Genomic DNA, 19,678 nt, shown 5'->3' with positions numbered 1-19,678 from the left:
CTACTGCTCCGCTTCTGTGTCGTCTATTGCCAGGTCGTCTCTCACCGGGGCGCCCGCGACGGACTCACCGGTCAGCTTCGTCACCAACTGCTGGACCACCCGGCTGGGGCTTCGGCCATCGGTCCGCACCCGGATGGTCGCCACCTGCCGGTACAGCGGTCGGCGTCGACGCATCAGCGCGTGGTACTTCGCCTTCGGGTCACCCCCGGTCAGCAGCGGCCGTCCGGTGTTGGCACCGGTCCGCTTGAGGCCCTCCGCGACGCTGATTTCCAGATAGACCACGGTATGCCCGGCCAGCCGGGATCGGGTGTGTTCGGAGAGGATCGCGCCGCCGCCGAGGGACAGGATCCCGTCGTGCGATTCCAGCGCCTCCCCGACCACCTGCTCCTCGATCTCGCGGAAGTACGGTTCCCCGTCCGCCGCGAAGATCTCCGGGATGGTGCGGCCGGTGCGCCGTTCGATCTCGACGTCGGTGTCGAGCAGCTCGAGATCGAGCGCCTGCGCGAGCCGCCGACCGATGGTCGACTTACCCGCGCCGGGCGGCCCGACCAGGACTGCGCGCGGTGTCATCCGATCACCGCGGCGGACGAGCCGCGATGCCGTCGACGTAGCGCTGGAAATTCGAGCGGGTCTCGGCGATCGAGTCGCCGCCGAACTTGTCCAGCGCGGCCTGCGCCACGACGAGCGCGACCATCGCCTCGGCCACCACGCCGGCGGCGGGCACCGCGCACACGTCGGAGCGCTGGTGGATCGCGACGGCTTCCTCGCCCGTCGCCATGTCGATGGTCGACAGCGCCCGCGGGACCGTCGAGATCGGCTTCATCGCGGCACGGACCCGCAGGGCCTCGCCGTTGGTCATGCCGCCCTCGAGGCCGCCGGCGCGGTTGGTCGAGCGCAGGACGCCGTCGGGGCCCGGACGCATCTCGTCGTGCGCGGCGCTGCCGCGGCGGCGGGCGGTCTCGAAGCCGTCGCCGACCTCGACGCCCTTGATCGCCTGGATGCCCATGAGGGCGGCGGCGAGCTTGGAGTCGAGGCGGTCGGCACCGCTGATGAACGAGCCGAGTCCGACGGGCAGACCGTGGACGACCACCTCGACGACGCCACCGAGGGTGTCGCCGTCCTTCTTGGCGGCCTCGATCTCGGCGATCATGGACTTCTCTGCGTCTTCATCGAACGCCCGCACCGGGCTGGCGTCGATCGCCTCGAGGTCACCCGCCTCGGGGCCCGAGCCGACGTACGGCTCGGACGCGCCGATGGAGATGACGTGCGAGAGGACCTCGACGCCGAAGACCTGACGCAGGAACTGGCGGGCGACGGTGCCGGCCGCGACGCGGGCCGCGGTCTCGCGGGCGCTGGCGCGCTCGAGCACCGGGCGGGCGTCGTCGAAGCCGTACTTGAGCATGCCGGAGTAGTCGGCGTGGCCGGGGCGGGGACGGGTGAGCGGCGCATTGCGCGCCTGACCTGCGAGTTCGGCCTCGTCCACCGGGTCGGCGGACATGATCGTCTCCCACTTGGGCCATTCGGTGTTGCCGATCTCGACGGCGATCGGGCCACCGAGCGTGCGGCCGTGTCGGACGCCACCGATGATCGTGACCTTGTCGGCCTCGAACTTCATGCGGGCGCCGCGACCGTAGCCGAGGCGGCGGCGCGCAAGCTGCGCCGCGATGTCGTCGGACGTCACCTCGACGCCGGCGACCATACCCTCGAGCATGGCTACGAGGGCGGGACCATGGGACTCTCCAGCAGTTATCCAGCGCAACACATCCTGCATCTTTCCACGTCCGTAGCGTCCCCTTCGACAGTGGGCCGTCGGCGACGCTTCGATCGCACCCGTCACAGGCACCACAGGGCCACCGCGGTCGCTGCACACATCGACGGCCCGTGCGCGATCGCCGTGCCCACGCGCCGTCGTGCCACGCCGACGAGCGCTGTGAATAACGGGGCGAGTGCAGCGGCGGCCAGCCAGGCGGACGCGCCCGCCACACCGGTCGCCGCGCCCAGCCCGATGGCGAGTTTGACGTCGCCGGCCCCCATGCCGGACGGCGCCACGAGGTGCAGCATCAGGTACGAGCCGGCCAGCATCAGGGCACCGGCCACCGCGCCGCGCGCCTCCCCCGCACCGAGCGCGAACCCGACGATCGCCGCGCCGCCGGGAAGGGTGAGCACGTTCGGTAACCGGTGCACACGCAGGTCGACGATGCTCGACGCGACCATCCACCACACGAACCCGAGCATCGGCACCACCGCGACCGACCACCCCGACCGGAGGGTGACGGCGGCGAACCCGACGGCGCACGCGATCTCGCACCAGCCGGTCGGGATCGGCGCGTCCCGCGTGAAGCCGGCCAGCAGCCGACGGGTCCCGTACCCGGCCGCGACACCGGCGAGTGCAATCACGACGATCCACCACATGCGGCGAGGATCGCGCACCTTCCGGACGCGAAGCCCCCGACGACGGTGCCGCAGAACAAGTCTGTGGATGGACGGAGGGCTGTGGACGAACAGACGCTCGTCCGAGCCCGACTACCGGATCGCCGCCGCCATCGCCTCGCGCGGCGCGGACATCCCGGTGAACTGCTCGACCTGCCCGAACGCCTGGTTGAGCAGCATCGCCAGTCCCCCGATGACCGTGCCGCCTGCGCGCTCGACGGCGTCGGCCAGCGGCGTCGGCCACGGATCGTAGATGGCGTCGAGGACGAACCGGGCCCGGCCGATCACCTCGGCGTAGGGCGCGGCACCCGACGCGGGCACGGTGCTGACCAGGGCTGCGGAGTCGGCGCACAGGTCGCCGAGGCGGTCGCTGTCGAAGGTCACGTGCTGCACGCGCAACCCCACTGCCTCCGCGCAATCGAGGGTGGGCCGGGCACGGTCGGCGTCGCGCGCGACGACGGTCACCGACGCGACGCCCAGGTCGGCGAGCGCGACGAGCGCCGGGCGGGCGGTGCCGCCCGCCCCCACCACCACCGCCGCGGCACCGGCGAGATCACCGACGCCGCCGTCGACGAGTGCCCCACGGACACCGTCGACGTCGGTGCAGTCGGCCCGCCAGCCGTCGTCGATACGGACGAGGGTGTTGGCCGACCCGATCGTCACGGCCCGCGCGGTGCGCTCGGTCGCGAACTCGAGCGCGGCGACCTTGCCCGGCATCGTCACCGACAGCCCCACCCATTCGGGTCCGAGCCCGGACACCAGGGCGGGCAACTGCTCGCCGGTGCACTCGATCCGCTCGTACGTCCAGTCGGTCAGGCCCAGCGCCCGATACGCCGCCAGGTGCAGCAGCGGGGACTTCGAGTGTGCGATCGGGCTGCCCAGAACCGCGGCCTTCCTGGCCTCATGCGCCGACACGTCGATCACCTTCCACTGTCGAGAATGCCGCTCTTCTGAGCCAACTCGATGTTCGCGAGGTGCTCGTCGTAGCTGCGGGTGAAGAGCGTGGTGCCCTTCTTGTCGATCGTCACGAAGTACAGGTAGTCACCGGGAGCCGGATTCTCCGTTGCGCGAAGCGCATTGATGCTCGGCGACGAGATCGGCGTGGCGGGCAGGCCCGGCATGGCGTACGTGTTCCACGGAGTGACCCGGGCGCGGTCGGCGTCGGTGGTGGCGACCTCGGTGGTGTCGAGCGCGTAGTTCACGGTCGAGTCGAACTGCAGCGGCTGGTTCACCGCCAGACGGTTGACGACCACCCGCGCGACCTTGTCGAAATCTGCGGGCAGTCCCTCACGTTCGACGAGCGACGCAACGATCAGCATCTGGTACGGGCCCAGCCCCACGTTCGCACCGGCGGTCTCGAGCCCGGTCTCCTCGTAGCTCTGGGCACTCGCGTTCACCAGCTGGTGCAGGATCTGCGCCGGCGTCTGGGTGGGGTCGAAGTCCCAGCTACCGGCGGCGATCAGCCCCTCGAGCTGGCGATCCCGGTCCGGGACGTTGGCAACCTGGGCGCGCGCCCAATCCGGCACGCCGAGCGCGGCGAGGTCGGCGCCGGCGCCCGCCTGGTTGAGCTGGTCGTAGCTGATGCACTTCGGGGCGTTCGCCGAACCGACACAGCTGGCCTCGGAGATCAGGGTGTAGATGCCCTTCTTGACCGCACCGGTCTGGACATCGCGGGTGTCGTGCAACTGCCGGCCCTCGGAGATCACCAACGCGCCGACACGTGCGTTCGGCGAGACCAGCGACTTCACCGCGTCGTCGCCCGAGATCTGGGTCGCGATCGAGTAGTAGCCCGGCTGCACGGAGTTCATGGCGTCGTTGCGGAGTGCGGCGCGGTAGAACGCCGCCTCGCTCTTGACGACGTCCTTGGCGGCCATCTCGTCCGCGATCTGTTCGGCGGTGTCACCGGAGTGCACCTGCACGACCACATCCGGCCCGCCCGGCCCGGCGTAGTCGGCCACGTCGCGGCCGGTCATCCGGTCGAACACGGCGACCGCGGCGGCACCCATACCGCCGAGGAGCACTGCGCCGGCGAGGACGCTGATGATGCGGCCGCGGCGCTTGCGGCGGGCCGCCTCACGTATGCGCCGGACCTCTTCACGGCTGACCGGCTGGGCGCCGACCGCGGTCGGCAGGGCCCGCCGGCGCTCGTCGGAGTACTGGTACTCGTCGTACTCCGGTTCGTAGCCGTATTCGGTGCCGTAGTCCTGGGACTCGTAGCCTTGTGTCCCGTAATCCTGAGGCTCGTAACCTTGCGCCCCGTAGTCGTGGGACTCGTAGCCGTGGGTCTCGTAACCCTGGGTTGCGTAATCCTGGGTCTCGTAACCCTGCGACCCGTAATCCTGGGTCGCGTAGTGCTCGTACTCGCGATCGGTCGCGTACCCGTTCCCGGACTGGTCGGCGGATCGGTCGTAGTCGTAGTAGCCGTGATCACCCGCGTAACCGGGGGTCGACTCGAACTCGGGACGGCCCGGCGGCTGGCGATGATCGTTCACAGGCCGCCCTCCGTGGGCCGGCCACTACTACTGTCCGAGTCCGTCACGTTCACCGCTCTGCTCCGCTCGTCCAACCATCCCTGCAAGATCGCCACTGCCGCGGCCTGATCGATCATCGGCCGTTGACCTTTCGCGCGGACTCCGCTCTCGCGGAGGGCCCGCGACGCGGTGACAGTCGTCAGTCGCTCGTCGGCCATGCGCACCGGGATCGGATCGATGCTGCGGCGCAACCGCTGCGCGAATGTGGACGCGAGGGCCGCGGCCTTGCCACGTTCGCCACGCAGGGTCTGCGGCAGACCGACGATAACCTCGACGGCCTCGTACTCCTCGACAAGCGCGACAATCCGCCGGATGTCCGGCGCGTCGGGCCCCTTCTCCCTGGACCTAGGGACGGTCTCCACCGGCGTCGCGAGGATGCAGTCGGGATCGCACGACGCGACCCCGATCCGCACACTGCCGACGTCGACGGCGATCCGACGTCCACGCCCGGGGTCGTCGACCCCGGGCCGATCGGGACCCGACAGAGCCGGGGGCACCGCTAGGAGTTTCCTGCCAGCTCGGCGACCCGGCCCCGCACGCCCTCGAGCGCAGCGGCGATGCCGGAGACATCCGAACCGGAGCCCTGCGCCATGTCGGCCTTGCCACCGCCGCGGCCGCCGATCTGCGGGCCGAAGCTCGACACCAGCTCGCCGGCCTTGATGCCGAGATCCTGGGCGGCCTTGGTCGCCGCGACGACGAACGGGACCTTGCCGTCGGTGTTGCCGAGCAGCACCACGACCGCGGGCTGCGTGCCGAAGCGGCCGCGGATGTCGCTGACGAGACCGCGCAGGTCGTTGCCGGCGACGCCCTCGGGTGCCTGCTCGGCGACCAGCAGCACCTCACCGATCCGGTGGGCCTTGTCGACGAACGTGCCCGCGGACGCGAGGACCGCGGCGGCCTTGGTGGCCTCGAGTTCCTTCTCGGCCGCCTTCAGACGCTCGACGAGCGCCTCGACACGGCCCGGGACCTCCTCGGACGGCACCTTCAGCGACGACGCGACACCGGCGAGCAGCGCGCGCTCCTTCGCCAGGTAGCGGTACGAGTCGAGGCCGACGAAGGCCTCGACGCGGCGCACACCGGAGCCGACGGACGACTCGCCGAGCAGCGTGACCGGACCGATCTGCGCCGACGTCTGCACGTGGGTGCCGCCGCACAGCTCCATCGAGAACGGCCCGCCGATCTCGACGACCCGGACCTCGTCGCCGTAGTTCTCGCCGAAGAGCGCCATCGCGCCCATCTTCTTCGCCTTGTCCAGGTCGGTGACGAAGGTGTTCACCGTGTGGTTGGCGGCGACGGCCTCGTTGGTGACGACCTCGATCTCCTGCTTCTGCGCCTCCGACAGCTGGCCCTGCCAGTTGAAGTCGAAGCGCAGGTAGCCCGGCTTGTTGAGCGAGCCGGCCTGAACGGCGTTGGGGCCCAGCACCTGTCGCAGCGCGGCGTGCACCATGTGGGTGCCGGAGTGGCCCTGCGTCGCGCCCTTGCGCCACTCGGCGTCGACCTGCGCGAGGACGATGTCGCCCTCGGTGATCTGGCCCTCCTTGACGGTGACCTTGTGGACCCACACCTTCTTGGCGATCTTCTGCACGTCGTTGACCTGCACCCGCAGGCCCGCGGCGGTGATCGTGCCGACGTCGGCGATCTGGCCGCCGGCTTCCGCGTACAGCGGGCTGCGGTCGAGGATGACCTCGACGTCCTGGCCCGCCGTCGCGGTGGGCACCCGTACACCGTTCGAGATCAGCGCCAGCACGTGCGCCTCGGACACCAGTTCGTTGAAGCCCGTGAACTCGGTGGCGCCGCGGTCGACGAACTCCTTGTAGACCGTCAGGTCGGCATGCGCGTGCTTGCGTGCCTGCGCGTCCTCCTTGGCACGCTTGCGCTGCTCGGCCATGAGAGAGCGGAAGCCGTCCTCGTCGACGCTCAGGCCGGCCTCGGCGGCCATCTCGAGCGTCAGGTCGATCGGGAAGCCGTAGGTGTCGTGCAGCACGAACGCCTCGTTGCCGCCGAAGACCTTCTTGCCAGCCGCCTTCACCTCGTCTGCCTCGGCCTCGAACATCTTGGAGCCGGCGGCGATGGTGCGCAGGAACGCGGTCTCCTCGCCCACCGCGACACCGACGATGCGATCGAAGTCGGTGGCCAGCTCCGGGTACGACGGCGCCATGGTGTCGCGTACCACCGTGACGAACTCGCGCATGCTCGGCTTCTCGGCGCCCAGCAGCTTCGCCGAACGGATGATGCGGCGCAGCAGGCGACGCAGCACGTAGCCGCGGCCCTCGTTGCCCGGGTTCACGCCGTCGGCGATCAGCATGACGGCGGTGCGAGCGTGGTCGGCGATGACTCTGAAACGTGTGTCAGCAGCGGACCCGTCCGGCCCCTCGGCGCCGTAAGTGCGGCCGGAGAGCTCCTCGGCCTTGGTGATCACGGGGCGGACCAGGTCGGTCTCGTACACGTTGTCGACGCCCTGCAGCAGGAACGCGACGCGCTCGACGCCCATGCCGGTGTCGATGTTCTGTTTCGGCAGCGGGCCGAGGATCTCGAAGCTGTCCTTGCCGGTGCCCTCGCCCCGCTCGTTCTGCATGAACACGAGGTTCCAGATCTCGAGGTAGCGATCCTCGTCGGCCTCGGGGCCGCCCTCGACGCCGTACTCGGGGCCGCGGTCGTAGTAGATCTCCGAGCACGGGCCGCACGGGCCGGGGACGCCCATCGACCAGTAGTTGTCGGCCATGCCGCGGCGCTGGATGCGCTCGTCCGGGATGCCGGCCTCTTCCTTCCAGATGTCGCGGGCCTCGTCGTCGTCGAGGTAGACGGTGACCCACAGGCGCTCGGGGTCGAAGCCGTAGCCGCCGTCCTCGACGCTGTTGGTCAGCAGCGCCCACGCGTGCTTGATCGCTCCGCGCTTGAAGTAGTCGCCGAAGCTGAAGTTGCCGGCCATCTGGAAGAACGTGTTGTGACGGGTGGTGACGCCGACGTTCTCGATGTCACCGGTGCGCACGCACTTCTGCACGCTGGTCGCGGTGTCGTACGACGGGGTCTGCTGGCCGAGGAAGAACGGCTTGAACTGCACCATGCCGGCGTTGACGAACAGCAGGTTCGGATCGTCGAAGATCAGCGAGGCACTGGGCACCTCGGTGTGGCCCGCCTTGACGAAATGGTCGAGGAAGCGCCTACGGATCTCGTGGGTCTGCACCTGGGTTCGTCCTAACGTATGTCCGTCTAATGAAACAGTGTTCGGCCACCGATATCGGCACCGAGGTGCGAATCGGCCATTGGCAAGCTTAACGCCCTCACGCGAACCGTTTCTTCGGCGCATGTGGCGGCCGCTCGTCCGCTTCCCCGGTGGTGGGCCCCGATCACCCGGCACCCGATCCCGACGCGGATCTCAGCGCCCGCGCACGATCCGCCGCAGCTTCCCCACCCGCGCGGCGATCTCCCGCTCGGCGCCGTGCGTGGTGGGTTCGTAGTAGTCGGTGCCGACGAGTTCGTCCGGCGGATACTGCTGCGGTAGGACGCCGTCCGGGTGGTCGTGGGGGTACCGGTAGCCGACGGCGTTGCCCAGTTGCGCGGCACCGGCGTAGTGCCCGTCCCGCAGATGGGGCGGCACGAGTCCCGACTTGCCGGCCGCGACGTCGGCCATCGCGGCCCCCAGCGCGGCGATGACGGCCCCCGACTTGGGTGCGGTGGCGAGATGGATGGTGGCCTGCGCCAACGCGAGCCGAGCCTCGGGCATCCCGATGAGCTGCACCGCCTGCGCGGCCGCGGTGGCGGTCTGCAACGCGGTGGGGTCGGCCATGCCGATGTCTTCACTGGCGTGCACGACGAGCCGACGGGCGATGAACCGCGGGTCCTCGCCCGCGGTGAGCATCCGGGCGAGGTAGTGCAGCGCGGCGTCGACGTCCGAGCCGCGAATCGACTTGATGAACGCGCTGATGACGTCGTAGTGCTGGTCGCCGTCGCGGTCGTACCGGACGGCGGCCTTGTCGACGCTCGCCTCGACGGTCTCGAGGTCGAGGACCGCCGGGCGCTCGTCGGTGCGGTCGAGGGCCGTCCCGGCGGCAGCCTCCAGCGCCGTGAGCGCGCGGCGCGCGTCGCCGGCGGCGAGGCGGACCAGGTGTTCGAGGGCGTCGTCCTCGATCTCGACGGACCCGCCCAGACCGCGCTCGTCGGTGCGGGCGCGCTCGATGACGAGGCGGATGTCGTCGGTGGTGAGTGACTGCAACTGCAGCACGAGCGAACGCGAGAGCAACGGCGATACCACCGAGAACGACGGATTCTCGGTGGTGGCCGCGACCAGCAGCACGATGCGGTTCTCGACCGCGGCCAGGAGCGCGTCCTGCTGCGTCTTGGAGAAGCGGTGGACCTCGTCGATGAACAGCACGGTCTGCTCGCCCTGCAGCAGACGGCGTCGGGCCAGTTCGATGACGCCGCGCACCTCCTTGACGCCGGCCGACAGCGCGGACAGAGCCTCGAACTTGCGGCCGGTAGCGCCGGAAATGAGCGACGCGAGCGTTGTCTTGCCGGTCCCGGGTGGACCGTAGAGCAGCACCGACGACGCACCGGAACCCTCGACCAGCCGTCGCAGCGGCGCGCCGGGCGCCAACAGGTGCTGCTGGCCGACGACCTCCGACAGGGTCGCGGGCCGCATCCGCACCGCGAGCGGGGCGCCCGGGTTCGGCGTCGACGTCCGCGGCGGAACGGAGGTGAGCGGTTCGGGCTCCGACTCGGTGGCGGGGGCCTCGAACAGGCCTGCCGCGTCGCCGGCCGTGTCGGTGTCGCCGAAGAAATCAGTCACACCCCGACGCTACTAGCCGACGCCGACGCCGACCGGAGCCGCTCGCGGGACGTCAGCGGCCGAACAGCGAGGCGAAGAAGCCCGGCTTGGCCGGCTGCTCGCACTTGCAGCGCTGCGCCGCCGGCACCGACCGCATGACGCTGTCGACGTGCTGGCCGCAGCCTCCCCACGTGGTCTTGGAGCAGGTCTTGCAGGTGACGGGGTAGCACACGATGAATCTCCTCGGGAGCGGTCTTCGGTTTCCACCACCATACCCCCTGGGGTATTCGATTCAATGTGCTCGTCCCCACAGCGGAACGAGCCGGGATCAGCGGTTCGGGGTGTGCAGCCGGACGCGATCGACAGGGCCGGACAGCTCGAGGCGCCGCGCCACGACGGGGTTGTCCGTCGCCTGACTCTCGTGACACGCGATCGCCTCGAGCTGCACGCCGCGATCGACCTCGACGTCGATCACGCCGTCGCCGTCGAGGGCGCCGAAACCGGTGCCGAACTCGTCGTTCAGCGCATCCGCCACGGCGGGGCCGACGCCCCACTCGAGCACGTGCAGCGCCTCCGCCGCCGCGACCCGGAACGCGGCCGCGGTGGCCGCCCGATGGTCCGGGTGACCGGTGACACCACCCGATTCGAAGACCACGAGCGTCGACGCCGAACCGAGGGTGTCGAGCACGGCGGCGTCGAGTAGCGCCGGGTCCACCTCGTGCAGCCCGGCATCGGGAAAATCGCGCAGTTCCACGCCACCGACGCCCAGTCGCCGCGCGGCGCTCGCCAGCTCGGCGCGGCGCATCTCGACGAGGTCGACACCTGCACCGATCGTGCTGGCCTCACCGCGGGTCAGGCACAGCACGCGCACGTCCGTACCGGATGCGGCGAGCGCTGCGAGCACCGCGCCGAGACCGAAACTCTCGTCGTCGGGATGCGCCACCACCGCCAGCACCGGGCCCCGAGAGGCCACGTCCCGCAACATCGTCTCTCCGGAGTTCTCGTTCACGTCGATCGCCCCTTCTTCCGTCCCACCCCAGTTTCCCGGACCTGCCGGGCCGCCGGACGCGATCGCAGGAAACCACGGGCCACCTGGAGCTCTTACACCGTATAGTCGATCGGAGCCGCGGATCTTTACAACGTAAGGAGAGCGATGGGATCGCTTGCCGAACACGGCGACGCCGACCGCACGATGACCCTGTTGTGGACAGCGCCGCTCAGCAACGACGACGCCACCGACACCGCCGACCGGCCGGCCTTGACGCTCGACGCGATCGTGGACACGGCGACCGCCCTGGCCGACGAGCGCGGCACCGCGGCGGTCCCGTTGCGCGCGATCGGTGAACGCCTCGGCTGCACGGCGATGGCGCTGTACACGTACGTGGGCGGCAAGGACGAACTGCTCGACGTCATGTACGACCGCGTCCATGCCGGCTTCGCGACGAGCGCACCTACGACCGTGACCGCCTGGACGGACCGCCTGGTCGACCTGTACGTCGCGCATCCCTGGATGCTCGATCTCGCCCACACGCGGCCGGTGCTGGGGCCGCACCAGCAGGCGGTCTTCGAATCGTTGCTGGGGACACTGCTGCCGACCGGCATCGCCCACCGCGACGTGGCGGCGATCGCGTCGTCCGCGTTCTCGCTCACGGCCGCGGCGGCCCGGACGATCGTCGATGCCCGCCGGACCCCGGACGGACCGGGTTCGGACGACGAGCAGCGCTGGGCGGAGCGCATGGACGCCCTGGCCACCGCGGCACCGGACTTCGCCGATCGATTTCCGCTGTCCACCGCCCTGATGGGCGCCGACGACCGGCTGACCCCCGAGACGGCGGGCCCGGGCGGCGTCCCGGTCATGGAGCGTGCGGCGAGGGAAAACCTGCACCGGTCGGTCGAATTGCTGCTCGCCGGCGCCGACCGGCTGCCGTCGGACTAGCGGACCGCTACTGGATGCGTTCGCGCAGCCGCGCGACGACGAGCGAGGCGTGCTCGGCGATCACGTCGTGGCCAGACTGCTCGGCGAATGTCGCCAGGCTCTCCCACCGGGCGCGGAGGGCGTCCGCGCGCGGCGCGGAAAGCTGATGTCCGCGCACCGCCGCGATCCGCGAGTAGTCCTCCGGCAGGAACAGGTAGGTGCTGAGCCACACCCAGGCGAGCTGGGCGTCGAGGACCCGCTCGGTGAGGAAGTCGTCGTCCGCGAGGGCCGGCCACATTCCGACGACCTCGGCACGCCAGGCCTCGGTCATCGCGCGGGCGCGCTCGTAGGACAGGTCGATGCTGCACAGGCACGCCGGGAACGACACCAGCGCGTACGCGAGGTCCAGGGTGGCGTCGCGGAAGCCACCCCACTCGTAGTCGAGGAACCGCACGCCCTCGTCGTTGACGATGATGTTGTCGGGACACAGATCCGACGGACTGAACGCCCTGAACCGGCCGCCGCCGAACAGCTTTCCGGCGCGAGTGGCAATCTCGAGCACCTCCGGGGCGACGTCGACGCCCAGGTGTTCGACGAGCAGGTTCGGGACGGTCTCGAGCGAGGCCGCGGCCTGCTCGGCCACCACGTCGCCGCAGTGCGCCACCTCCGCGCGCCGCAGCAGCGCGGTGAAATCCTCCTCGCGGCCGACGGTCGCCGCATGCATGCGGCCCAGCGCCTGCGCCATCGCCATCAGCGAGTTGGTGACGGTGTCGGGGTCCGCGTTCTTGAGCAGCGACGCGAACGGGGTCGAATCGCCGAGGTCGCCGAGCACGAGCAGTCGGGCCTCGAAGTCGTACGCCAACAGCTCCGCGCCGGGACGGCTCTCGGTCGCCAGCGCGGTCGCGAACTGGTACGAGACCGCCTCACGGAGGAAGGCGACGTCGACCGTCGAATGGTCACGGACGTCGAAGTCGATCCGCCGCGCTCCGGGCTTCTTCGACGTCTCCCGGACCTGCTTGACCACCAGCGTGCGCGGAAGCGAGAACGGATTCTCCGCGACCCGCACCCGGAGCACGATGGTGCGGCCGCTTCCCCCGAGGTCGACGGGATCGACGAGACGGACCGGTGCCCCGGTCCGACGGGTGAGCAACTTCTCTGCTGCGGCAACGACCTCGGAGAGGGGTTCCGCCAATATTGCGGTCATCGGTCACCAACCTACCTTCCCGAGCCTGCGAGGACCGGGCAATCGGGATCAGCCGCGCGGTACGAAGCCCGCTGACCTGGGCAAACCACGGGTTGCAGCTCGGTCACGGGCCGGGGTTGTGCGCTGCAGCATCAGGACGGCGATCGCGGCGATCACGATGCCGGTGAGATTGACACCGAGCTGCACCGCCGACATGAGGGCCACGCGCCATTCCCCCACGGTCGCGGCCACCGCCACGAACCCCGCCGCCGGCACGGTCGTGACCGAGATGAACACGCCCACGAGGGCCGCCGATTTCGCGGACACGAGCGCGAGCATGCCGGCCGCGCCCGCCAACAGAGCGACGACGAACGACGACGGGCCCACCTGGTAGATGAAGTCGACCTCGTGGAGGTCCTGGATGGTCTCCAGGTTCACCCACCCGAACAGTTCGGCGAGCATCGTGGCAAACACGGTGACGACGATCGCGAAGGGGAACCCGACCACGAGCGCGATCAGTGACCTGCGGGCCAGGCCGAACTTCCGGCGGGTCAGCGCGACCGCGAGCGCGGCCAGCGGACCGAACTCGGGGCCTACGACCATCGCGCCGACGATCGTGACCGGTGAGTCGGTGACGATACCGACCGCCGCGAGCAGGCAGGCGATGGTCAGGAACGCCAGGAAGGTGATGTTGAGCGTGGACTCCTCCCGGGTGCGGGAGATCAGTTCCTCCCACACCACGGAATCGCTCGGGTCGCCGGGCGCGGCCCGCTCCGCCGCCCGAGCCGACGCCGACAGCACCGTCTCGATCGGCACGAGCGTGATGGCACCCGTGCGCTCGATGCCGAGCTCGTGCAGCTGGGTCAGGACCTCGTTGGCGGACTCCCGGGCGATGTCGGATTGAACGACGTCGCCGTCGGGCTCGACGGCGGAGCCCCGCGCCACGGTGATGTGCGTGGCGCCGGGCTCCTCCTCGAGCAGTGCGAGCACCTCGTCGGTGCAGTCCACCGGACAGATCACGCGCAGATGCAGCACGTGCGGCTCCCCCGTTCTGTGCGGTCTCCCCGTCCGGGGGTCCGACTCGGTCCTACTCGGAGACGGCGGCCGGCTCCGGCTTGACGTCGATGCCCGATTCCTTGCGCTGCAGCTCGGTGATCGGTGCGGGGGCGTCGGTGAGCGGGTCCACGCCGCCACCGGACTTCGGGAACGCGATGACCTCGCGGATCGAGTCGAGGCCCGCGAGCAGCGCGGTGATGCGGTCCCAGCCGAACGCGATGCCGCCGTGCGGCGGTGCGCCGAAGGCGAAGGCGTCGAGCAGGAAGCCGAACTTGTCCTCGGCCTCCTCGTGGGAGATGCCCATCACCTTGAAGACGCGTTCCTGGATGTCCTTGCGGTGGATACGGATGCTGCCGCCACCGATCTCGTTGCCGTTGCAGACGATGTCGTAGGCGTAGGCCAGCGCCGAACCCGGATCGGTGTCGAACGTGTCGATCGACTCCGGCTTGGGCGAGGTGAACGCGTGGTGCACCGCGGTCCACGCGCTGTAGCCGAGGGCGACGTCACCGCTCGCGGTCGCGTCGGCGGTGGGCTCGAACAGCGGCGCGTCGACGATCCAGACGAACTCCCAGGCGTCGGGGTCGATGAGGTTCTGCTTGCGGGCGATCTCGCCGCGGGCCGCACCCAGCAGCGCGCGCATCGGCTTGGTCGCACCGGCGGCGAAGAAGATGCAGTCGCCGGGCTTCGCGCCGACGTGCGCGGCCAGACCGTCGCGCTCGGCGTCGGTGAGGTTCTTGGCGACCGGGCCGCCGAGGGTGCCGTCCTCGCCCACCAGGACGTAGGCGAGGCCCTTGGCGCCGCGCTGCTTGGCCCATTCCTGCCACGCGTCGAGCTGCTTGCGGGGCTGGCTCGCGCCGCCCGGCATCACGACGGCGCCGACGTACTCGGCCTGGAACACCCGGAACGTGGTGTCCTTGAAGAAGTCCATGCACTCGACAAGCTCGATGCCGAAGCGCAGGTCGGGCTTGTCGGAGCCGTACCGGCGCATCGCCTCGGCGTAGGTCATGCGCGGGATCGGGGTGGTGATCTCGTGGCCGATGAGCTTCCACACCGCGTGCAGGATCTCCTCGGCCAGCAGGATCACGTCCTCCTGGTTCACGAAGCTCATCTCGATGTCGAGCTGCGTGAACTCGGGCTGACGGTCGGCGCGGAAGTCCTCGTCGCGGTAGCAACGCGCGATCTGGTAGTAGCGCTCGATGCCGCCGACCATGAGCAGCTGCTTGAACAGCTGGGGGCTCTGCGGCAGCGCGTAGAAGCTGCCCGGCTGCAGACGGGCGGGAACCAGGAAGTCGCGGGCACCCTCGGGGGTCGACCGCGTGAGGGTCGGCGTCTCGACCTCGACGAACTCGTGATGCGCGAGCACGGAACGTGCAGCGGCGTTGACCTTGGACCGCAGTCGGATGGCGTGGCCCGGGCCCTCGCGGCGCAGGTCCAGGTAGCGGTACTTCAGGCGGGCTTCCTCGCCCACCTGGTCGTCGAGCTGGAACGGCAGCGGGGCGCTCTCGTTGAGCACCTCGAGCTCGACCGCGTTGACCTCGATGGCACCGGTCGGGATCTCGAAGTTCTGGTTGCCCTCGGGACGCACCTCGACGACACCGGTGACCTTGACGCAGTACTCGGCGCGCAGCCGGTGCGCCTGCTCGAGCACGTCACCCGCGCGGAACACGACCTGGGACACACCGGACGCGTTGCGGAGGTCGATGAAGATCACCCCGCCATGATCGCGCCGCCGGGCCACCCAACCGGTGAGGGTGACGGTCTGCTCAGCGTGCTCGGGTCGTAGCGAGCCGGCCAGGTGGGTGCGCAGCACGGGAATCCTTTCACAAACTTCCAGCACAATTGTCGATTCGTGCTTCCAGCACGGTCTTCTGTCTGCTGCGATCCTACGGACGCACCGCGTGTTATCGGAAACGCATCCCGGATTACTGAAAGGCTGTAACGACCAGCACAGCCAGATTCGGATGAGGGAACAACCGCGATGACATTCAACGACGGCGCACATGTCGATGCGGGACGGGTCTCCGTCGGTGGTGGTGGCGGGGGCGGACGCGGCGGCAAGTTCGTACTGGGCGGCGGCGCCGGCGGCCTGGTCGTGCTGATCCTCGCGCTGCTCCTCGGCGGCGATCCCGGCTCGATCCTCGGCGGACTGTCCGGGGCGACGGGAACGCCGATCGACGCCGGGACCAGTGCCGTCAGCGGAAGCCTCGCCGAGAAGTGCAAGAGCGGCGTGGACGCCAACCGGGACGTCGACTGCCGCGTGCTCTACACCGTCCACAGCCTCGACGACGTCTGGGGCGCGCAGCTGCCCACCCAGACCGGGGTCGAGTACGTGGCGCCGCAGGTGCGCCTCTTCTCGGGTGCGGTGAGCACCGGATGCGGCAACGCGACCAGCGACGTGGGCCCGTTCTACTGCCCGGCCGACTCGACGGCCTACTTCGACACCAGCTTCTTCCAACTCCTCACCGACCGGTTCGGTGCCAACGACGGCGCGCTCGCGCAGGAGTACGTAGTGGCCCACGAGTTCGGGCACCACATCCAGAACGAGCTCGGCGACATCGGTCGCGCGCAGCAGGATCCGCGGGGTGCGACCTCGCAGGCCGTGCGCACCGAGTTGCAGGCGGACTGCTACGCCGGGGTCTGGGCGCACTACGCGTCCTCCCAGCCCCGCCCGGACAGCGGTGTGCCCCTGCTGAACCCGCTCACCGAGGTCGACATCCGCGACGCGCTGTCGGCCGCGTCGGCCGTCGGCGACGACCGGATCCAGCGCTCCGCCGGCGCGCGCGTCAACCCGGAGGGCTGGACACACGGCTCGTCGGACCAGCGGCAGCGGTGGTTTCTCACCGGCTACAAGACCGGGAAGGTCAGCGCGTGCAACACCTACTCGGCGCGCGATCTGAACAATCCCATCGCACTGCGCTGAGCGGTCCCACATAGCCTGTCCGACAGCAGTCGCCGAGCGCTGTTCCAACGACACTTCCAGGAGGCCAGCTGTGGCGAGAATGCATCGCGAGCGCGCAGTCGAGGCGCCCGACGAGATCGCGCTGCGCGACAGCCGCGTCGAGTTGTCGTGGACGGACGTGGACGCGACGGTGAATCGTGTGGCCAACGCGTTGCGCGGGGTCGCGCTCGGCCCCGACCGTAGGGTCGCGGTGTTCGCACGCAACTCGGCGGAGACGATCCTGGCGCACGTCGGCATCATCCATGCCGGCTGCTCCCCCGTCCCGGCGAGCTTCCACCTGACCGCCCCGGAACTCGCGTACATCCTCGACGACTCGCGGTCCGCGGCACTGTTCGTCGGGCCGGAGAACGCCGCCGTCGGCGCCGAGGCGGCACGACTGGCGGGTGTGCCGCTGGTGGTGGGTTGGCGCTGCGCGGACAACGGCACGCCCGACGGTGTGACGCGGTGGGACGAGTGGCTGGACGCGGCGCCCGAGGACGATCCGCCGTCCGACGTCCCGGCGCTGCCCTTCCTGTCGTACACGTCGGGCACCACCGGAACCCCAAAGGGCGTCAACGCGCTTGCGGGAAGCCCCGATCCGGGCGCAACGGTCGACGAGTACGTGCGCTCGATGCGATCGCTGCCGCTCGCGCAGTGGCCCGGTCACCTGGTTGTCGGCCCACTCCATCACACCGGGCCGCTCGGGGGTGTGCGCCTGGTCGGGTGCGGAATGCCGGTCACGGTGCTCGAGAAGTTCGACGCCGAGGCGGTGCTCGCGACGATCGACCGGCACCGGATCGCGACATCGCTGATGGTGCCGACGCACTTCCACCGGCTGCTGTCGCTGCCCGACGACGTCCGTGCCCGCTACGACGTGGGCTCGCTGCGGCTGGTCACCCACACCGGCGCGCCGTGCCCACACGACGTCAAGCGCGCGATGATCGACTGGTTCGGGCCGGTGCTGTTCGATTCCTACGGCGGCAGCGAATCCGGTCCGCTCTGCGGCATCTCGTCGGCGGACTGGCTGATTCGACCGGGCAGCGTCGGGCGGGTGCGGCCGCCGTTCGTCCGGGCCGTCGCCGTGGATGCGGACGGGACGGAACTGCCGCCGGGCGCCGAGGGCAGGCTCGCGTTCGAGGAGCGTTCCGGCCGATCGGTCGCCTACCTGGGCGCGGCACGCAAGACGTCGGAGGCTCTGATCCGTCCCGGACTGTTCACCCTCGGCGACGGCGGCTACGTCGACGACGAGGGTTTCGTGTTCATCACCGACCGCGAGACCGACATGATCATCTCGGGCGGCGTGAACATCTACCCGGCGGAGATCGAGCACGCCCTGCTCACCCACCCCGACGTCGCGGACGTCGCGGTGATCGGGGTGCCCGACGACGACATGGGCGAATCGGTGCTGGCACTGGTGGTCCCCCGCTCCCCCGACCGCGCGCCCGCGGCAGCCGACCTCGTCGAGTTCTGCCGCACCGCCCTCGCCGGCTACAAGGTGCCGCGCGCGATCGAGTTCCGCGACGACCTGGGTCGCAGCACGATGGGCAAGCTCAGCAAGCGTGTGCTGCGGGCGCCGTACCTGACGGCCCACTGACGGCCCACTGACTGGCCACTGACTGGCCGCTGACTGGCCGCTGACTGGCCACTGACGCGATCAGTCGGATTCGTCCGCCTGCCCGGTTTCCGGCTCGGTCTCCGCTTGCTGGACGAGTTCGTAACGGCGGCCGTAGGTTTCGACGAGTGCCTGGATCACAGCCACCACCGGCACCGATACCAGCGCACCGATCGCGCCGAAAAGCGACGCCCCGACGATGACCGACCCGAAGGCGACCGCCGGATGGATCGACACGGTGCGCGAGGTGACGCGCGGGTGCAGGAGGTAGTTCTCGATCTGCTGGTACGCGGTTCCGAACAGCACCACCCACAACCCGTCGAGGGGTTGCGCGGCCGCGGCGATGATCGCCGGTAGCCCGATCGCCAGATACGTGCCGAGAGTCGGGATGAACTGGGATACGACGCCGGTCCAGATCGCGAGCGGCAGCCAGTACGGCACGCCGATCACCAGGAAGAAGAGTCCTGTGACGACCGCACTGATCGCGGCGAGTATCAGCCTGGACACGACGTATCCGCCGGCCTTGTCGACCGAGATTTCCCACACCGTCGCGATGATCTTCTGCTGCCGCGCCGGGAACCAGCTCGAGATGGTGCGCCGCAGCTGCGGCCCCTGGGCGGACATGTAGAAGACGAACAGCAGCACCGTCGCCGCCTGGAACACACCGCCGACCAATGTCGACACGACGCCCAGGACACCGGGGGTGTACTTCTCGGCGAGGTCCCGGACCGTCTCGGGCGTGATGTTGATCAGGTCCTTGCCGGTGGCGAAATCGGTGCCGAACTTGCGATTCGACCAGTCCGTGATGCGGGTGAGTGCGTCCGGCAGGGCGCCCAGCAACTGTGCGAGTTGCTCCACGAGCAGTGCACCGAAGATCGCGATGAATCCGATCCCGAAGACGATCGTCCCGACGAGCACCAACCCGGTTCCGACTCCGCGCCGCAGACCGGCGCGCTCGAGGCGGTCGACGACCGGTTCGATGGTGACACTGGCCAGCCACGCGAGGAACAGGATGCCGAGGAATCCACGAATGTGATGGAACAGCCACCCCGATATCTGGTACGCCGCAACCGCCAGTAGGACGTAGACGAGCGCCACCCGCAACGAGCGCAGATTCGCCCTGCGGTTGTCGTCGGCGACCGAGGCCGACCCGTCCGGGCCGGCCTGCGAGTCGTCGCCGCTCATCGCACCCTCCACCCCGTGACGGTTGCTGCCCTACCGCGGGAACCTACCCCCGGCAGCGGGATT

17 protein-coding genes are annotated in these 19,678 nt (G+C 69.8%); 3 read left to right on the top strand and 14 right to left on the bottom strand.

What is annotated here, in order from left to right:
* The 10 genes from ACQ5DX_RS09060 to ACQ5DX_RS09015 form a co-directional block, all read right to left on the bottom strand.
* Window positions 1-570 carry a shikimate kinase gene (locus ACQ5DX_RS09060; protein WP_430332307.1) on the bottom strand — a complete coding sequence of 190 codons (570 nt, stop codon included), beginning with the start codon at window positions 568-570 and terminating at the stop codon, window positions 1-3.
* 4 nt (window positions 571-574) lie between these two features.
* Window positions 575-1,762, bottom strand: coding sequence for a chorismate synthase (gene aroC / locus ACQ5DX_RS09055; protein WP_430335597.1), 1,188 nt, complete (start codon window positions 1,760-1,762; stop codon window positions 575-577).
* 71 nt (window positions 1,763-1,833) lie between these two features.
* The gene (locus ACQ5DX_RS09050) at window positions 1,834-2,430 is read right to left on the bottom strand and encodes a prepilin peptidase (protein ID WP_430332306.1); all 597 of its coding nucleotides are present in this window, start codon (window positions 2,428-2,430) and stop codon (window positions 1,834-1,836) included.
* A 93-nt stretch (window positions 2,431-2,523) separates the two neighbouring features.
* Window positions 2,524-3,354, bottom strand: coding sequence for a shikimate dehydrogenase (locus ACQ5DX_RS09045; protein ID WP_430332305.1), 831 nt, complete (start codon window positions 3,352-3,354; stop codon window positions 2,524-2,526).
* Window positions 3,351-4,922, bottom strand: a complete 1,572-nt coding sequence (gene mltG / locus ACQ5DX_RS09040) for an endolytic transglycosylase MltG (RefSeq protein WP_430332304.1) — start codon at window positions 4,920-4,922, stop codon at window positions 3,351-3,353. Before mltG ends, ACQ5DX_RS09045 begins: the two co-directional genes overlap by 4 nt.
* On the bottom strand, window positions 4,919-5,458 hold the full coding sequence (ruvX, locus tag ACQ5DX_RS09035; RefSeq protein ID WP_430332303.1) for a Holliday junction resolvase RuvX: 540 nt from the start codon (window positions 5,456-5,458) through the stop codon (window positions 4,919-4,921). The genes mltG and ruvX overlap by 4 nt, the downstream gene beginning before the upstream one ends.
* A gap of 2 nt (window positions 5,459-5,460) precedes the next feature.
* Window positions 5,461-8,145, bottom strand: a complete 2,685-nt coding sequence (alaS, locus tag ACQ5DX_RS09030; protein WP_430332302.1) for an alanine--tRNA ligase — start codon at window positions 8,143-8,145, stop codon at window positions 5,461-5,463.
* A gap of 192 nt (window positions 8,146-8,337) precedes the next feature.
* Window positions 8,338-9,747 (bottom strand): replication-associated recombination protein A, encoded by a 1,410-nt coding sequence (locus tag ACQ5DX_RS09025; protein WP_430332301.1) that lies wholly within the window; start codon window positions 9,745-9,747, stop codon window positions 8,338-8,340.
* A gap of 52 nt (window positions 9,748-9,799) precedes the next feature.
* Window positions 9,800-9,958 carry a hypothetical protein gene (locus ACQ5DX_RS09020; RefSeq protein WP_430332300.1) on the bottom strand — a complete coding sequence of 53 codons (159 nt, stop codon included), beginning with the start codon at window positions 9,956-9,958 and terminating at the stop codon, window positions 9,800-9,802.
* A gap of 96 nt (window positions 9,959-10,054) precedes the next feature.
* Entirely contained in the window at window positions 10,055-10,711 is a 657-nt protein-coding gene (locus ACQ5DX_RS09015) for a PIG-L family deacetylase (RefSeq protein ID WP_430335596.1), read from the bottom strand.
* Window positions 10,712-10,879: 168 nt separating this feature from the next.
* Here ACQ5DX_RS09015 and ACQ5DX_RS09010 point away from each other — a divergent pair, with 168 nt between their 5' ends.
* The gene (locus ACQ5DX_RS09010; RefSeq protein WP_430332299.1) at window positions 10,880-11,662 is read left to right on the top strand and encodes a TetR/AcrR family transcriptional regulator; all 783 of its coding nucleotides are present in this window, start codon (window positions 10,880-10,882) and stop codon (window positions 11,660-11,662) included.
* A 7-nt stretch (window positions 11,663-11,669) separates the two neighbouring features.
* On the opposite strand, the gene ACQ5DX_RS09005 is transcribed toward ACQ5DX_RS09010, so the two are convergent.
* From ACQ5DX_RS09005 to aspS, 3 genes are read right to left on the bottom strand one after another with little or no spacing between them, the layout of a single operon-like run.
* A complete protein-coding gene (locus ACQ5DX_RS09005; protein ID WP_430332298.1) occupies window positions 11,670-12,845 on the bottom strand; it encodes a kinase in 1,176 nt (391 codons plus the stop codon).
* 48 nt (window positions 12,846-12,893) lie between these two features.
* Window positions 12,894-13,859 carry a DUF389 domain-containing protein gene (locus ACQ5DX_RS09000; RefSeq protein WP_430332297.1) on the bottom strand — a complete coding sequence of 322 codons (966 nt, stop codon included), beginning with the start codon at window positions 13,857-13,859 and terminating at the stop codon, window positions 12,894-12,896.
* 52 nt (window positions 13,860-13,911) lie between these two features.
* Complete coding sequence (gene aspS, locus ACQ5DX_RS08995; RefSeq protein WP_430332296.1) at window positions 13,912-15,690, bottom strand: aspartate--tRNA ligase; 1,779 nt, start codon at window positions 15,688-15,690, stop codon at window positions 13,912-13,914.
* A gap of 168 nt (window positions 15,691-15,858) precedes the next feature.
* Between aspS and ypfJ the strand changes: the two genes are divergently transcribed.
* Both ypfJ and ACQ5DX_RS08985 read left to right on the top strand, forming a co-directional pair.
* Complete coding sequence (ypfJ, locus tag ACQ5DX_RS08990) at window positions 15,859-16,800, top strand: KPN_02809 family neutral zinc metallopeptidase (protein ID WP_430332295.1); 942 nt, start codon at window positions 15,859-15,861, stop codon at window positions 16,798-16,800.
* Between the two features lie 79 nt (window positions 16,801-16,879).
* The gene (locus ACQ5DX_RS08985) at window positions 16,880-18,412 is read left to right on the top strand and encodes an AMP-binding protein (protein ID WP_430335595.1); all 1,533 of its coding nucleotides are present in this window, start codon (window positions 16,880-16,882) and stop codon (window positions 18,410-18,412) included.
* A gap of 60 nt (window positions 18,413-18,472) precedes the next feature.
* On the opposite strand, the gene ACQ5DX_RS08980 is transcribed toward ACQ5DX_RS08985, so the two are convergent.
* Window positions 18,473-19,615 carry an AI-2E family transporter gene (locus ACQ5DX_RS08980; RefSeq protein WP_430332294.1) on the bottom strand — a complete coding sequence of 381 codons (1,143 nt, stop codon included), beginning with the start codon at window positions 19,613-19,615 and terminating at the stop codon, window positions 18,473-18,475.
* Between the last annotated feature and the right edge of the window lie 63 nt (window positions 19,616-19,678).

Origin of the sequence: Rhodococcus sp. ACT016 (assembly GCF_050477185.1) — a bacterium.
Taxonomy (GTDB): domain Bacteria; phylum Actinomycetota; class Actinomycetes; order Mycobacteriales; family Mycobacteriaceae; genus Prescottella.
The sequence above is the reverse complement of the archived record's forward strand: the minus strand, read 5'-3'. Positions and strand labels throughout refer to the sequence as shown.

Coding starts and splice junctions, on each gene's coding strand:
- ACQ5DX_RS09060 (WP_430332307.1), bottom strand. CDS start 570: ATGACACCGCGCGCAGTCCTGGTCGGGCCGCCCGGCGCGGGTAAGTCG.
- ACQ5DX_RS09015 (WP_430335596.1), bottom strand. CDS start 10,711: ATGTTGCGGGACGTGGCCTCTCGGGGCCCGGTGCTGGCGGTGGTGGCG.
- ACQ5DX_RS09010 (WP_430332299.1), top strand. CDS start 10,880: ATGGGATCGCTTGCCGAACACGGCGACGCCGACCGCACGATGACCCTG.
- ACQ5DX_RS09005 (WP_430332298.1), bottom strand. CDS start 12,845: ATGACCGCAATATTGGCGGAACCCCTCTCCGAGGTCGTTGCCGCAGCA.
- ypfJ (WP_430332295.1), top strand. CDS start 15,859: ATGACATTCAACGACGGCGCACATGTCGATGCGGGACGGGTCTCCGTC.
- ACQ5DX_RS08985 (WP_430335595.1), top strand. CDS start 16,880: ATGCATCGCGAGCGCGCAGTCGAGGCGCCCGACGAGATCGCGCTGCGC.
- ACQ5DX_RS08980 (WP_430332294.1), bottom strand. CDS start 19,615: ATGAGCGGCGACGACTCGCAGGCCGGCCCGGACGGGTCGGCCTCGGTC.